General features: G+C 50.6%; 8 protein-coding genes and 1 pseudogene. 4 read left to right on the top strand and 5 right to left on the bottom strand.

The window, feature by feature from the left end; translation table 11 throughout:
* The first annotated feature begins 723 nt into the window (after positions 1–723).
* Together LKK83_RS06850 and LKK83_RS06840 are read left to right on the top strand one after the other, a co-directional pair.
* Complete coding sequence (locus LKK83_RS06850) at positions 724–5,346, top strand: SNF2-related protein (RefSeq protein ID WP_442957291.1); 4,623 nt, start codon at positions 724–726, stop codon at positions 5,344–5,346.
* 84 nt (positions 5,347–5,430) lie between these two features.
* Positions 5,431–6,243, top strand: coding sequence for an SWIM zinc finger family protein (locus LKK83_RS06840; RefSeq protein ID WP_324630234.1), 813 nt, complete (start codon positions 5,431–5,433; stop codon positions 6,241–6,243).
* Between the two features lie 107 nt (positions 6,244–6,350).
* On the opposite strand, the gene rppB is transcribed toward LKK83_RS06840, so the two are convergent.
* Both rppB and rppA read right to left on the bottom strand, forming a co-directional pair.
* Positions 6,351–7,736 carry a two-component system sensor histidine kinase RppB gene (gene rppB, locus LKK83_RS06835; protein ID WP_324630233.1) on the bottom strand — a complete coding sequence of 462 codons (1,386 nt, stop codon included), beginning with the start codon at positions 7,734–7,736 and terminating at the stop codon, positions 6,351–6,353.
* Positions 7,737–7,748: 12 nt separating this feature from the next.
* Entirely contained in the window at positions 7,749–8,441 is a 693-nt protein-coding gene (gene rppA / locus LKK83_RS06830) for a two-component system response regulator RppA (RefSeq protein WP_324630232.1), read from the bottom strand.
* Positions 8,442–8,550: 109 nt separating this feature from the next.
* Here rppA and LKK83_RS06825 point away from each other — a divergent pair, with 109 nt between their 5' ends.
* Together LKK83_RS06825 and LKK83_RS06820 are read left to right on the top strand one after the other, a co-directional pair.
* Complete coding sequence (locus LKK83_RS06825; protein WP_324630231.1) at positions 8,551–9,255, top strand: cobalt transporter; 705 nt, start codon at positions 8,551–8,553, stop codon at positions 9,253–9,255.
* 7 nt (positions 9,256–9,262) lie between these two features.
* The gene (locus tag LKK83_RS06820) at positions 9,263–12,358 is read left to right on the top strand and encodes an efflux RND transporter permease subunit (protein WP_324630230.1); all 3,096 of its coding nucleotides are present in this window, start codon (positions 9,263–9,265) and stop codon (positions 12,356–12,358) included.
* A 125-nt stretch (positions 12,359–12,483) separates the two neighbouring features.
* Here LKK83_RS06820 and LKK83_RS06815 read toward each other — a convergent pair whose 3' ends face one another.
* The 3 genes and pseudogenes from LKK83_RS06815 to LKK83_RS06805 form a co-directional block, all read right to left on the bottom strand.
* Positions 12,484–12,669: a PCP reductase family protein gene (locus LKK83_RS06815; protein WP_324630229.1), complete on the bottom strand. Its 186-nt coding sequence runs from the start codon at positions 12,667–12,669 to the stop codon at positions 12,484–12,486.
* Between the two features lie 255 nt (positions 12,670–12,924).
* Positions 12,925–14,286, bottom strand: a complete 1,362-nt coding sequence (psbC, locus tag LKK83_RS06810) for a photosystem II reaction center protein CP43 (RefSeq protein WP_324630236.1) — start codon at positions 14,284–14,286, stop codon at positions 12,925–12,927.
* Positions 14,287–14,420: 134 nt separating this feature from the next.
* Positions 14,421–14,612 (bottom strand): annotated as a pseudogene (locus tag LKK83_RS06805) (photosystem II D2 protein (photosystem q(a) protein)); the annotation flags it as partial.

Here is a 14,612-nt window from a genome sequence, read left to right as displayed (position 1 = left end):
TCCATAGACATTGCCACGATGTCAAGACTGCCAGTGATGGTAGCCTCGGTACCTATGACAAAGGCCAAATTGTTGAGTCCCCGGATGAGGTGAAAATCTCAAGTCCGGTTCTGAAGACGAGTAGTTCTGGTGACGGAATTGCTTAGTTTAACCGGGAATCCTTGCGGTTTATTTCCTTGGCAAACCACCCCCGATGGGCTTGCTTCGCGCTTCAACTGTGGCACAGCTTGTTCGCGAATCCCACCGTACCGCCCCATCCTGTGGGACTCCCACCCCCTACCCCGAACAATCCCGGGGTGCAGCGATCGCCAATCCTTCAGCATCCTCTTGGTGTTCTATAGGATAAATCTATTGATTCCCACCGTCTCGACGCCGGGAATTTCCTTGACCAGCTCTGACGAGAAAGCGCTACAATTTTGCCCACTTTCCTCTCCACCCTGGCACAACACAATTTTGCTTTAAATGCCGCGCCTAAATTGTCACAACGGCTAGCCTCAACTTTTCCCCTCAGCCCGACCTCGCCCCCGCAACTGCTTCGTTCTCCCTTCACTTTCCTTTTCCGCAATTTCCTAGAGAAAAATTTACTCGCGGGCGACCTTATAATAAAATTTATTAAATTTTATTGATGTTGAATCAGCAAAGCACACCCTAAACCCTGAAAAATAATAAATTTTATTTCGGGATTTACTGACAATAAAAGTGATTGGAGGAGCGTAAACAAAAATGGCAATTTTACACGGGAGTTGGGTACGCAGGGAAGATGTAAACCAACTGGAAAATCCGGGGGATTATTTGTGGATTTGGGGAGAAACTTGGCGCAGGATGACCGAGGAAGAATCCGCCGACCTCGAAACCGTACCCGCCCATCCCTTGGCGATGACCCAAGCAGAATTAATCGACTTTCTGCAATCCCTAGAAGCCTTATGTCGCCTGCATTGGACCTTGCCCCCGGATGCGATCCCCAAAAAGACAAAAGGCAGAAAAGGGAGAAAAGGAAAGGCAAGCGAAAATACCCCCGGGTTCGATCGCTGGCAAACCCTGGCGATCGCTATGCCCACCTATTTGCCCCCGGAAAGCGACCTGCCCGTTCCCCTGCATTCCGCCTTCCCCGCATCGGAGACTCCCCGGTATCTCTATCCCTGGACAATCGAGGGACTGTGCCTCACACCCCAAGAAGCAATGGAGTTTTTATCCGCTTTGCCCCTCGGAGAGGCGATCGTCGGCGAGGCGTTTATCGGCGCACCCTTGCGATTTTGGTCCCATGTCGCCCGCTGGAGTCTGGATCTGCAAGCGCGCTGCAAGTTTTTACCCAAACTGGAACATCAATTAGAAGGAGGCGCGATCGCCACTTGGCAACCTCTCCTCGACAGCGACACCGATCGCCAGCGCATCAATCACTTTAGCAAACAAATGCCGCTGGTATGTCGCACCTATCAGCCTCCTAACCTCGGCGATGCCCTCGCCGTCAATTTACCCCCAGACCCCCAACCCCTCCTGCGATCGTTCCTCAGTCACACCATCGACGCCCGGGTTCGCATGGCAATCAGTGACGATTCTGTGCCGAATTTAGCTACTCCCGTGCGCGAATGGCTGCACGCCTTGGTCTCCGATGATGCCACCCTCCACGCAGAAGCCAAGGCGATCGGCAAAATCGAATCCGCCTTGGACAGTTGGACCGCCCCGGTTCATCATCATTTAGCCGGACAACAACAGTTTCGCGCCTGCTTCGAACTGGTTCCCCCCCAATATGGCGATAATCGCTGGACCTTGCAATACTTTTTACAAGCCGTAGACGATGTTTACTGTTTGCTAGATGCCAAAACTATCTGGAACAATCCGGTAGAACAATTTGTGTATCAAGGGCGGCGCATCGAACGTCCCCAGGAAACCTTGCTCAGCGGGTTGGGTTTGGCATCTCGCTTGTTTCCTCCCATCGAAGAAAGTCTCGATACCCAACGCCCGCAATATTGCGCCCTCCAACCGATGCAAGCCTACGAATTTATCAAATCCGTGGCTTGGCGATTTGAAGATAGTGGCTTGGGCGTAGTATTGCCCGAAAGTCTCTCTCCCAAAGAAGGAATTGCCAGTCGTCTGGGATTGAGCATTCGCGCCGAAACTCCCGGCGGTCCGCGAGGAGGTTTGGGATTGCACAATCTGCTCGATTTTAAATGGGAACTGACTATCGGCGGAAAAAGAATCTCCAAAAAAGAATTCGATCGCCTAGTCGCATTAAAATCTCCCTTAGTCGAAATCGATGGCGAATGGGTCGAACTGCGAGAGCAAGATATCCGCGCCGCCCAGGAATTTTTTAAATCCCGCAAAAACCAGATGTCTCTCACGTTAGAAGATGCACTCCGGTTGGCCACTGGAGACACCCAGGCGATGGAAAAATTGCCCGTGGTCAAGTTTGAAGCCGGGGGACAACTCGAAGAATTGCTCAATACTTTAAACCAGAAGCGATCGCTCGCAGAACTGGAAAAACCCACCCACTTTAACGGCGAATTGCGCCCCTACCAAGCCCGAGGTGTCAGTTGGCTTTCCTTCCTAGAACGCTGGGGTTTAGGCGCTTGTTTGGCCGACGATATGGGTCTGGGTAAATGCTTGGCTCCCGACTCCCTAATTGCCGTCAATGGCTGCTTGCAAAAAGCCGAAGAAATCTGGGAAACTTATGCCGAACCCCCTCACTTCGATGGCGAAGGATTTTGGGCGGAACCTATCGCATCATTGTGGGTGAATTCGATTGACAATCAAACCCATAAAATAGTACAATCAAGGATTAAGCGACTCTATCGGCAACAGGTGGCCGAAAAATTGCGAAAAGTCACCCTAGAAGATGGCAGCAGCATCACCATTACTCGCCGTCATCAACTGCTGACTTCCCAGGGCTGGAGCACCGAGTTTCAAATTGGCGATCGCATCGGCATCCCCGTCAAATTACTCTGGCACGGACAACCCGAAGACCCGGATTTAGTCAAGTTTTTCGCATGGCAACTCGCCGTCGGTTATGAAGAAAACCACGATGCAATGGTAACAATTTCTCCTTCCTACTCACAACGGATGGAAGATTTAGTCCAAACCCTGCAACGCTTGGCTCAACGCCATAACCTGGATATCGATAGTCCCACAATTGTCACCGATTCTAACTCAGTTTCTCGCCTGCGCTTTACCAGTCCTTCCTATCAAGAGTTTTTGGCATCCAAAGACTATCGATGGGGGAATTTATCGGCGGAAAAATCCATTCCCTCGTTTATCATGCAGGCAGATGGAGAGAGCGTGCGGCTGTTTCTACAGCATTATTTCGATGCAGCAGAAACAGTAATTTTACCGATGCAGCACCGGATTGAAATAACCACCGCTTCTTTCCAAATCATCCAGCAACTCTCTGCATTATTGCGACGATTGGGGATTTGGCTGCATATCGCATCCCCAGAACAATCTACCAATGATGGAAGTGGCATTTTCCGCCGGGATTATATCGGCATTCTGGCGGGAAGCAGCGCGGGAAAATTTGGCGAAGAGATTGGATTTAGCCATCCAGAGAAACAGGGGAAACTAGAAGAACTGTGCGATCGCCTCAGCAATTCCCATGCAGAACATATTTCCGCCGCCGATAGGGTTGCACCTGCAGGAGAAGAAACACCATTGCCCCTAGATGAGTTGGAGATGCCCAATTCCGTGGATGGGAAAACTTCCGAAACGGTTTCTCGGCCCAATTTAGAACCCGTGGCGGTGGGAAGCGAATCGCTTGTGATGGGGAAAGGTCAAGGAGAAGATTGTCCGATTCCGCCCTCGCAATGGAAGACGCCCACCGGGGAGGTTAAACAGTTGGGAGAAACTCAAGCAAATCTGCCAGAATTGTGCGATCGCGAGGTATTGTATTGCCCGATCGCCAACATCGAAGAGATTGACTATTGCGGGTGGGTGTACGATTTTGAAGTCAGCGATCGGCACAATTTTGTCGCCAATCACATTCTGTGCCACAACACCATCCAAACCATCGCCTTTTTGCTCCACTTGCAAGAACAAGAAGCCTTAGACAATCCCGTGTTATTGATTTGTCCCACCTCCGTATTGGGAAACTGGGAACGGGAAGTAAACAAATTTGGTTCCAAACTGAAAGTGATGGTGCATCACGGGGACAAACGTCTCAAAGGGAAAAAATTCGCCACCGGGGTGAGAAAGAAACACTTGGTGATTACCAGTTATGCCCTAGTGTACCGCGATGCAAAAGACCTCAACAGCGTAAATTGGGCGGGGATTGTGGTAGATGAAGCGCAGAATATTAAGAATCCCCAAGCGAAGCAGTCGAAAGCGGTGCGCCAATTGATTGATGAGAAAAATCAGCCGTTTCGCATTGCGTTAACCGGAACCCCGGTGGAAAATCGACTGCAAGAATTGTGGTCGATTATGGATTTTCTCAATCCGGGATATTTGGGGGCGCGGGAATTTTTTCAGCGCCGATTTGCTACCCCTATCGAACGATATGGGGATAAGGATTCCTTGGAAACCTTGCGATCGCTGGTGCGCCCCTTTATCCTGCGTCGGCTCAAAAGTGACAAGGATATTATCCAAGACTTGCCCGAGAAACAAGAAATGGTAGAATTTTGCGGGTTGTCTTTGGAACAGGCAAAGCTCTATCAGAAATTAGTGGATGAAGCTTGGGCAGACATTGAGTCTTCAGAAGGGATTCAACGACATGGGGTAATTTTAGCCCTGCTGACAAAGCTCAAGCAAATTTGCAACCATCCGGCACAGTTTTTGAAACGGAAAACCCTGGAAAATCCCCATCGTTCGGGGAAAATGCAGCGGTTGGAAGAGATGTTAGAAGAGGTGTTAGCAGAAGGCGATCGCGCCTTGATTTTCACTCAATTTTCCGAATGGGGCAAACTCCTGCAACCGTATTTAAAAGAGAAATTCGGGCGCGAGGTGTTGTTCTTCTATGGCGCAACCCGCAAAAAACAACGGGAAGAAATGGTCGATCGCTTCCAACACGATCCCCAAGGGCCGCCGATTATGATTTTATCGATTAAAGCCGGTGGGGTGGGGTTGAATTTAACCCGCGCCAATCACGTGTTCCACTTCGATCGCTGGTGGAATCCGGCGGTGGAAAATCAAGCCACCGATCGCGTCTTTCGCATCGGGCAAACCCAACAGGTGCAAGTGCATAAATTTGTCAGCACCGGCACCTTGGAAGAAAAGATTCACGACTTAATTGAAAGTAAGAAAGAATTGGCAGAACAGGTGGTGGGTGCCGGCGAACAATGGTTAACCCAGTTGGATACGGATCGACTGCGAAACTTGCTCGTACTCGACCGGAATGCGGTGATTGATGAACAGGTGGAATGAGGGAAACCCCGTAGGGTGGGCAATGCCTACCCTACCCTCTGGGGGTCATTTTTTGTATAAGTTTAGAACACAGAATCAACGATAATGACTTACAACAGCGAAGTTGACCAAGAATGGTGGGCGCAGCAGTGGATCGACCTGCTGAATTCTTATCGGTTTAAGAAGCGATTGGAACGGGGGCGAAATTATGCTCGACAGGGCAACGTACTCGGGATTGAGTTTGCGGGACAAAAAGTAGTAGCGCGGGTCCAAGGGACAGAACCGGAACCCTATAAAGTGTCGCTTTGGTTAGACCCGCTAACGGATGAAGATTGGAATTATGTGATTCAAACCTTGGCAGAACGGGCGATTTTTTCGGCTAAATTGTTGGCGGGAGAAATGCCGACGAATATTGAAGAAGTGTTTGCGGCAAATGGGGTGAGGTTGTTTCCGTTTACGTTGGATGAGGTGCATTCGCGCTGTAGCTGTCCCGACAAGGCGAATCCTTGCAAGCATATTGCGGCGGTGTATTATTTACTCGGGCGTCGCTTTAGTGAAGACCCGTTTGTGTTGTTTCAATTGCGCGGTCGCGAGCAAGAGCAAATTATGGCCGCACTCCGACGGATTCGGGGGATGGAAAATGAGGAAGAGACAGAACCGGAGGCGGTGGAAATTCGGAAAAGCAAATATCCGCAACCGCCGCTTGATGTGGAGAAGTTTTGGAAATATAATGAGCAATTAGAGTCGGGATTAGTGGTGATTGCACCCGCACCGAGTAGCGAAACGGTGTTGGATTTGTTGGGGACGATTCCGCTCAAACCTGCCGCTACGGGGAAGGCGGCGATGCAATCGTTAAAGACGATTTACCAGACGGTGAGTCAGCAGGCGATTTTAGCGGCTCTAAATCGGGAAGGGTGAGGAATAGGGGGGAGATAAACTGTTATTGGAAATCGGTGATTTTTCCTCTATGAACCAGTGGGCAAGGCGGCTTGGATTTAGAGAATAAAGGAGGTTGAAAAGTCTTTTTAGCTGAGTTTTTGGGTAACGGAGGAAACGGGTATTTTTAGGGTAAAAGTGCTGCCGGATCCTAAGTGGCTTTCGACTTCGAGCTGTGCGTGATGTTTCTGGGCGATCGCCTGCACCAGTGCCAAGCCAAGCCCTGTGCCTCCAGTTTCACGACAGCGATCGCTATCCACACGGTAGAAGCGCTCAAAAATGCGGGTGTGTTCTTTTGCATCCATGCCAATTCCCGTATCTTTAACCGCAATACAGGCAAGGCGATCGCGGCGAGTTAAATCTATCATCACATGACCGCCACGCGGCGTGTATTGGATTGCATTAGCAATTAAGTTAGAGACCAATCGGTACAGTTGGGATTCATTCCCCGACACATAAATATGCTCATGGGGAAGTTGATTGACCAGATGAATTTCTGCCATCGTTGCCAGTTCTAAAAATTCTTCGGTCAAATCATTAATTATATCGTTTAAGCAACAAGACTCACAAGAGGTTGGGGATGAATTTTGCTCGAGACGGGTTAACAAGAGTAAATCTGCAACCAAATGGCTCAAGCGGCGTCCCTGTCGCTCAACAGTTTGGAGCATAGTCGAAATATCCTGCTGATTCGAGTGCGGCACTCGTAAAATCGCTTCTACAGTCGCTAAGAGACTGGCGAGAGGCGATCGCAATTCATGGGCAGCATTAGCAGTAAACTGTTGCTGCTGCTGATAAGATTGGTAAATCGGCTGCATAGCTAATCCCGAAAGCCACCAACTCGAAAGAGCAACCAAACCTAACGCAATAGAAAATCCGACCGCCAAAATCCATTGCATCCGCTTGACTTCAGCATCAAAATTTTCTAAAGTCCGGCCAATTTGTAAGTATCCCCAAGATGACTTAGAACGATGAACCTGCGCGGAATGGCTGGCATAGTGACTGTGTAAAATGATAGTAAATTGGTGATAGCGAATGCCATTGGAACTGCGAAATGTTTGCCAAGGTGCAGAATTGAAAGTGGTAGAAATGCCGCGAGGTTGATTGGGGGAAAAGGCAAGAAGTTTGCCTTGGTGACTAAACAGACGAATATAGTAAGTATTGCGATCGCTAATGCCAGTGGTATGTCGTTGAATCAACGTTGGGCTGACATTACAAGGCTGTTGAGCCACGCAAAGTTCGGGCAAAATACGCCGCAAAACAGCCGTTGGCTTTCCAGAAGTGGGTAGCATGGGTTCCAAACTATCGTGGAGCGTGCCTGCGATCGACTTTATTTCCCGTTCCATTGCCGCCCAATTCGACTGAATGAGGGAGCGATACAGACTCAATCCTGACAGACTCAAAATCACCGCCATCACACCAGCATACCAGAGTGCTAAACGGGCACGACTGCGACGAAAGAGTTGATGGCTATTCATAGCAGAGGAAGTTCACAGGGAGGTGTTGAATCGATAACCCTGACCGGGAATCGTTTCGATAGGGCAAGTGCAGCCATAGCTAGCTAATTTCCGGCGCAATAACCGCATGTGGGCTGCCACCACATTACTCAGGGGTTCTTCTTCAAAATTCCAGAGTTGATCCCGAATCTTGCTCCCCGAAATAATCCGATCGCAATTTTGCATGAGGTAGGCAAAGATTTGAAATTCCTTGATGGTTAAAGGAATAGTTTGCGCGGGTTGCTCTAGCCCAAAACAGAGGGCATTATTTCCATAATCGAGAGTGAATGGCCCAACGGTGAGGGTGGGGGGTTGGAGTTGGGGCGATCGCCTCTGAAGTGCCCGCAACCTTGCCAATAATTCGTCCATCACAAACGGTTTGACCAAGTAATCATCCGCTCCAGCATCCAGCCCTTTAACCCGGTTTTCAGGCTCACCCAAAGCCGTAAGCATCAGCACGGGTAAAGGATTCTGGTGCGATCTCAGACGCCTGCATAACTCTAATCCGGATAGCCCCGGGAGAAGCCAATCCACGATCGCCACGGTGTAATCCGTCCACGGGTTGTCCAGATAGTCCCATGCCTGAGTACCATCCACCACCCAATCCACCACATATTTTTCGCTGATTAACACTTGTTTGATTGCCAGTCCCAAATCCGCTTCATCTTCTACCAGCAGAATCCGCATCGCTCCATGAAATGAACCACAGGCTTGATTTTAGCAAAACCGCCCTTATTTCACCTGAATTTCATCTGCCCTGTGGCAGATTGGGGAGTGTTTTACAGCGTGAGGAGTTATGATGAAGCCTTTTGCGATAATCAGCGGTCTGCTTGCAGTGGGTTTAGCCGTCACTGCGCCCCCAGTTGGGTTGGCCCATGTGGGGCATGGAGATGAATTCCAGGCACAAGGAGGTATTGAACGAGTGCCGGTTAATCCCGAAACCGATGGAATCATGGGGATTGTGGTCGCGCCGATCGCTTCTGCGGCAAATGGTAGCTCCTCGGTGATGGTGCCTGTCACCGCCTTGGTCGATGCAGACGGGAAACAGCTAGTTTTTGTGCAATACGAAAATTTTTATGAGCCAGTGGAAGTGACCACCGGTGCCACCGAAGGGGAATTGATTAAAATCACCCAGGGATTATCCGTTGGGGAGAAGCTGGTCACTCAGGGGAGTTTGTCCCTCTATGCCGAATCGCGCAAAACCCAAACTGCCGATTCGGCGGCGGGTACAGATGCGATCGCCGCTTCCCAAACTGAGGATGTAGCCGCTGGTACAGATGAGATTGACGCTTCCCAAATTGGCGAGGCCCAAGCTCAGGCAAACTCTAGCGGCACAGCCCACAGCGACGATACCTCGGGCAATCTTGCCTTGGAGTCTGGCGAATCCACTCAACCTTCTACGGGTTTTCCAATGGCAACTGTTGCCACCTTTGGTGGGGGAACCTTGCTAGTGGTGGGGGCGATCGCCGCGATCGGCAACCGCAAGAAAGGGGGTGTGTAATTTTAAGATGTTGAACTCAATTCTCAATTACACCCTCAAAAGCGCGATCGTCCATCGCTGGTTGATTGTTATCGGTGCTATTTTCGTTAGCCTGTGGGGCGTCATCACCATCTCCCAGATGCCTCTGGATGTATTCCCAGAATTTGCCCCGCCTCAAGTGGATATTCAGACTGAGGCGACTGGACTCGCTCCTGAGGAAGTCGAATCCCAAATCACCGTGCCGATCGAAACTGCGGTAAATGGCTTGCCCGGAGTGCATGTGGTGCGTTCTTCCTCCAAAGTGGGCCTGTCGATGGTGCAGGTGGTGTTTGACCAAGATGCCGATATTTATAAAGCAAGGCAATCGGTCACGGAACGGCTGCAACAGGTGAGCGATCGGTTTCCAGAAGGGACTCCTCCACCCGAAATTTCGCCGTTAGCATCGCCATTGGGCACGATTTTGCAATATGCCTTTACGGTGAACCCCAATGGGGAAACTTCCCTCATGGATGTGCGCCGCTTGGTAGATGACACCATCAGCAACCAAATTCTCTCGGTACCGGGCGTCACCCAAGTTACCGTTTACGGGGGTGACGAGCGTCAGGAACAGGTCCAAGTGGATCCGGAAAAACTGCGATCGCTCAATGTATCCCTCACCGAAGTCACCGAGGCAGCCAGAGGTGCAAATTCCAATGCTCCCGGCGGCTTTCTGATTGGCGGGGGTCAAGAGTTATTGGTGCGCGGGATTGGGCAGGTCACATCCATTGAAGACTTGCAGCAATCTGTGGTGAAGGTGGACTATGGGCGACCGATTTTACTCAAAGACGTCGCGGAAGTTAAAACGGGTACCGCACTCAAGCGCGGTGATGCCAGCTTTAACGGAGAACCGACTGTGGTGATGATGATAACCAAACAGCCCCAAGTGGATACCCCCACGGTCACTAAAGCGGTGGAAGCCGTGATGGAGTCTTTGCAGCCGACTTTTCCTCCTGAGGTTCAGGTGACCCGCACCTTTCGCCAGTCTAATTTCATTGATTCTGCCATTCGCAATGTCAGTGGTTCTCTGGTTCAAGGCATCATCATCGTGTCCGCGATTATGGTGCTGTTTTTGATGAATTGGCGCACTGCGGCGATCGCTTTGAGCGCGATTCCCTTGTCTTTAGTGATTGGGTTGTTATTTATGAATGCCTTTGGTTTGGGGATTAATACTATGACATTGGGCGGGTTAGTGGTTGCTATTGGCTCGGTGGTGGATGACGCGATCGTGGATATGGAAAACTGCTATCGCGGACTATGCAGCAATCAAGCGCGGGGCAACCCGAAACACCCTTTCCAAGTGGTGTATGACACCTCGGTGCAAGTGCGATTGGCCGTGATTTTTTCCACGGTGATTATTATTGTCGTATTTGCGCCAATTTTTAGTTTGACTGGCGTGGAAGGACGGATTTTTGCGCCGATGGGCTGGGCGTATTTGTTCTCGATCGCCGCTTCTACCCTGGTTGCGATGACCCTTTCTCCGGCGCTGTGTGCCATTTTACTGGCGAATCAAACCCTGCCGCAAGAAGGTACTTTCCTTTCCCGTTGGGGACAACGGCTCTATCGTCCATTGCTCAACTTCTCGGTGCGATCGCCCCGAATCATTTTAAGTGTGGCACTGGCTGCCTTAGTTGCAGCTTTCGCCATCGTGCCTTCTCTCGGACGGGTATTCCTACCAGAATTCCAAGAAAAATCTTTGGTCAACTCAATGGTGTTATTCCCTGGTGTTTCTCTGGAGATGACGAATCGGGCAGGGATGGCACTTTACAATTCCCTCGAAGATAATCCCCTGTACGAATGGGTGCAAGTCCGCGCGGGACGCGCGCCTGGGGACGCGGATGGTGCAGGAGTTAATATGGCTCATGTGGATGTGGAACTCAGTGACCTTGCTTTAAACGATCGCGAAGCTAGCGTGAAACAACTGCGCGAGTCGTTTCTGAAGTTGCCCGGTGTTGCGTCTAATATTGGCGGGTTTATTTCCCACCGCATGGATGAAGTTTTATCTGGGGTGAGGAGCGCGATCGCGATTAAAATTTTTGGGCCGGATTTAGTCCAACTGCGCCAGCTTGGCGAACAAGTCCGCGACGCGATCGAACTCATTCCTGGGGTTGTTGATTTGCAGCTCGAACCCCAATTGCCAATCCGTCAGGTGCAAATCCAATACGATCGCGCCGCCGCAGCAAGTTATGGATTAAGCATGGAACAACTCTCAGCGGTGGTGGAAACGGCTCTGAATGGCCGGGTGGTGTCACAAGTGCCAGAAAACCAGCAGCTTATCGATATTGTTGTGGCGTTAACTGAGGATGCTCGCAATAGTTTAGATGCCATTCGTGCTATTCCCCTCTCAACTCCAACCGGGGAAACAATCTCTTTGGATACTGTTGCCTCGGTTGATTACGGGATGGGAGCGAATGTGGTCAATCGGGAAGATGTATCGCGCTTAATTGTGGTTTCGGCCAACGTACAAGGGCGTGATTTGGGTAGCGTCGTCGGCGATATTCAAGCTCGGATTCGGCAGAACTTGCAGTTGCCAAAGGGTTATTTTATTCAGTACGGCGGCCAGTTTGAATCGGAGCAACGGGCCACTTATAATTTAGTTTTGTTTAGCGTTTTAGCGGCGATCGCCATTGCGGTGTTGATATTTTTCTCCGTGAAGTCGATCCCGGCAACTATCGCCATTATTCTTAATCTGCCGTTGGCATTGGTGGGTGGGATTATCTCGATTGTTTTCAGTGGCGGCGTGATGTCAATTGCTTCCCTGATTGGGTTTATTACTCTGTTTGGGGTTGCCGTCCGCAATGGGTTGTTGTTGGTGGATAATTACAATACGAAGTTCGCCGGGGGAATGTATCTGAAAGATGCGATTTTCAAGGGGTCTCTAGACCGGGTTAATGCTATTTTGATGACCGCCTTGACTTCTGCACTGGGGATGTTGCCTTTGGCGATCGCGAGTGGAGCCGGAAATGAGATTTTGCAACCGTTAGCGATTGTGGTTTTGGGGGGGTTATTTACTTCGACGGCTTTGACTTTATTGGTGATTCCAGCACTCTACTCCCAATTTGGCAAGCAGTTGATGCCCAAACAATAACCGGTCTGTGTTGAAATCCGTTCGCGGTGGAAATCGGAATCATCCATAGCGGTAGATTCAAAACTGTAGGCAGGGAAGAGTGCCAACGAACGCAATTCGTTCGTTGGCTACTGTGAGCGATCGCTTTACTGGCCAAATTCCAAGCGCGCCTGTTCCACAATTTCAGCAGTCACCACGTCACGGTCTGCCTCGCGCGTCAGTTGTTCGATGCGCTGACGCGCCTGCGATCGCACGAAATAAGGAATATTTTTTAACTTCGCCTTCGCTTCCGGCGTCCATTCGAGTTCGTCGGTAAAATCAGAATTGGCCATAAGAGAATTATCTGGAAAGCGGCTTTTTTTTCGTTTAAATTTTCAATTCAGAATAGTTGTCTCGAGTCTGGAGTTTTCTGACCGATTTAGGTTAATTTTAACAAACTTTTCTATTATAAAATCCGAGCGATTTTTTGTCAACAGGTTTCTCCCTTGCATTCCCAAAGAAAAAACTCCTGCGGTGAAGCAGGAGTTTTTTATGGAAGTGGAGGGAGAAATCAGCTTGAGAGATTTCCGCCTCCGAACCGTGGCAAATTAGTCAAGGTTACTCATTGCCAGCACCGGTTCTTCTTCGCGATCGATACCGCGTTCGAAGCCAGCCGCCGCCGCGCGAGCGCGACCTGCGTGCCACAGGTGACCGACTAAGAAGAAGAAACCGAGAATGAAATGAGCCGCCGCCAACCAAGCACGGGGGTTCACGTAGTTAAAGCCGTTGATGTCAGTAATAATGCCACCCACGGAGTTAATCGAACCGTTAGGAGCGTGAGTCATGTACTCAGCCGCGCGGCGAATTTGCCAGGGCTGAATGTCGTTTTTGAGCTTGTTGAGATCCAAGCCATTCGGACCGCGCAGGGGTTCGAGCCAGGGACCTTGGAAATCCCAGAAGCGCATGGTTTCACCACCGAAGATAATTTCACCAGTGGGAGAGCGCATCAGGTATTTACCCAGACCGGTCGGACCTTGAGCGGAACCGATATTGGCACCTAAGCGTTGGTCGCGAACCAAGAAGGTGAGTGCTTGAGCTTGAGAAGCTTCAGCATTGGTCGGACTGTAGAATTCGCTCGGATAAGCGGTGTTATTGAACCAAACAAAGGCAGCAGCAATAAAGCCCATCAGGGACAGCGCGCCCAAGCTGTAGGAGAGATAAGCTTCTCCAGACCAGATGAAAGCGCGACGCACCCAGCCGAAGGGCTTGGTAAGAATGTGCCAGACACCACCAGCAATACAAATGAAGCCGATCCAAATGTGACCGCCGATGATATCTTCCATGTTGTTAACGCCGACGATCCAGCCTTCGCCACCGAAGGGAGCATTCAGCAGATAGCCGAAGATGACGGCGGGATTCAGGGTCGGGTTGGTAATCACCCGCACGTCACCGCCACCCGGTGCCCAGCTATCGTAGACACCGCCAAAGAACATGGCTTTCAGCACCAACAGCAGCGCTCCGCAACCCAGGATAATCAGGTGGAAGCCGATGATGTTGGTCATCTTGTTTTTGTCTTTCCAGTCATACCCGAAGAAGGACGAGTATTCTTCCAGGGTTTCTGGACCGCGAACCGCGTGATAAATACCGCCTAAACCGAGTACGGCGGAAGAGATCAGGTGGAGGACACCAACCACGAAGTAGGGGAAGGTGTCGATGACTTCACCACCCGGACCGACACCCCAACCGAGGGTGGCGAGGTGGGGTAGCAGGATCAAGCCCTGCTCGTACATGGGTTTTTCCGGGATGAAGTGAGCGACTTCAAACAAGGTCATCGCTCCAGCCCAGAACACGATCAAGCCAGCGTGAGCGACGTGCGCGCCAAGCAGCTTACCGGATAGGTTGATGAGACGGGCATTTCCCGCCCACCACGCAAAGCCGCTGGTTTCTTGGTCACGTCCGCCCATGACCATCGAAGGATTAAAAGATGTTTGCACTAATGACAACCTCTTTTGCGATCGACAACAGATATCTGAATATGGTAGATTTTAGAGTCGGAGTTTAGCGGGAAACCCCGGCTAAAATCGCCACTCTAAAATCGGAATTTCTACAGGGCGTTACCGCGTGGCAGAACTTCTTCCGGGAATTCGAAGTTTTGGTGCGGCTGGTCAGCCGGTGCCATCCAGGCGCGGATCCCTTCGTTGAGCAGAATGTTCTTCGTATAGAAGGTTTCAAATTCGGGGTCTTCCGCCGCCCGCAGCTCTTGAGACACGAAGTCATAAGCCCGCAGGTTGAGACC

Source organism: Phormidium sp. CCY1219, assembly GCF_035615515.1.
Classification (GTDB): domain Bacteria; phylum Cyanobacteriota; class Cyanobacteriia; order Cyanobacteriales; family Laspinemataceae; genus CCY1219.
The sequence above is the reverse complement of the archived record's forward strand: the minus strand, read 5'-3'. Positions and strand labels throughout refer to the sequence as shown.

Coding starts and splice junctions, on each gene's coding strand:
- LKK83_RS06850 (WP_442957291.1), top strand. CDS start 724: ATGGCAATTTTACACGGGAGTTGGGTACGCAGGGAAGATGTAAACCAA.
- LKK83_RS06840 (WP_324630234.1), top strand. CDS start 5,431: ATGACTTACAACAGCGAAGTTGACCAAGAATGGTGGGCGCAGCAGTGG.
- rppB (WP_324630233.1), bottom strand. CDS start 7,736: ATGAATAGCCATCAACTCTTTCGTCGCAGTCGTGCCCGTTTAGCACTC.
- rppA (WP_324630232.1), bottom strand. CDS start 8,441: ATGCGGATTCTGCTGGTAGAAGATGAAGCGGATTTGGGACTGGCAATC.
- LKK83_RS06825 (WP_324630231.1), top strand. CDS start 8,551: ATGATGAAGCCTTTTGCGATAATCAGCGGTCTGCTTGCAGTGGGTTTA.
- LKK83_RS06820 (WP_324630230.1), top strand. CDS start 9,263: ATGTTGAACTCAATTCTCAATTACACCCTCAAAAGCGCGATCGTCCAT.
- LKK83_RS06815 (WP_324630229.1), bottom strand. CDS start 12,669: ATGGCCAATTCTGATTTTACCGACGAACTCGAATGGACGCCGGAAGCG.
- psbC (WP_324630236.1), bottom strand. CDS start 14,286: ATGGTCATGGGCGGACGTGACCAAGAAACCAGCGGCTTTGCGTGGTGG.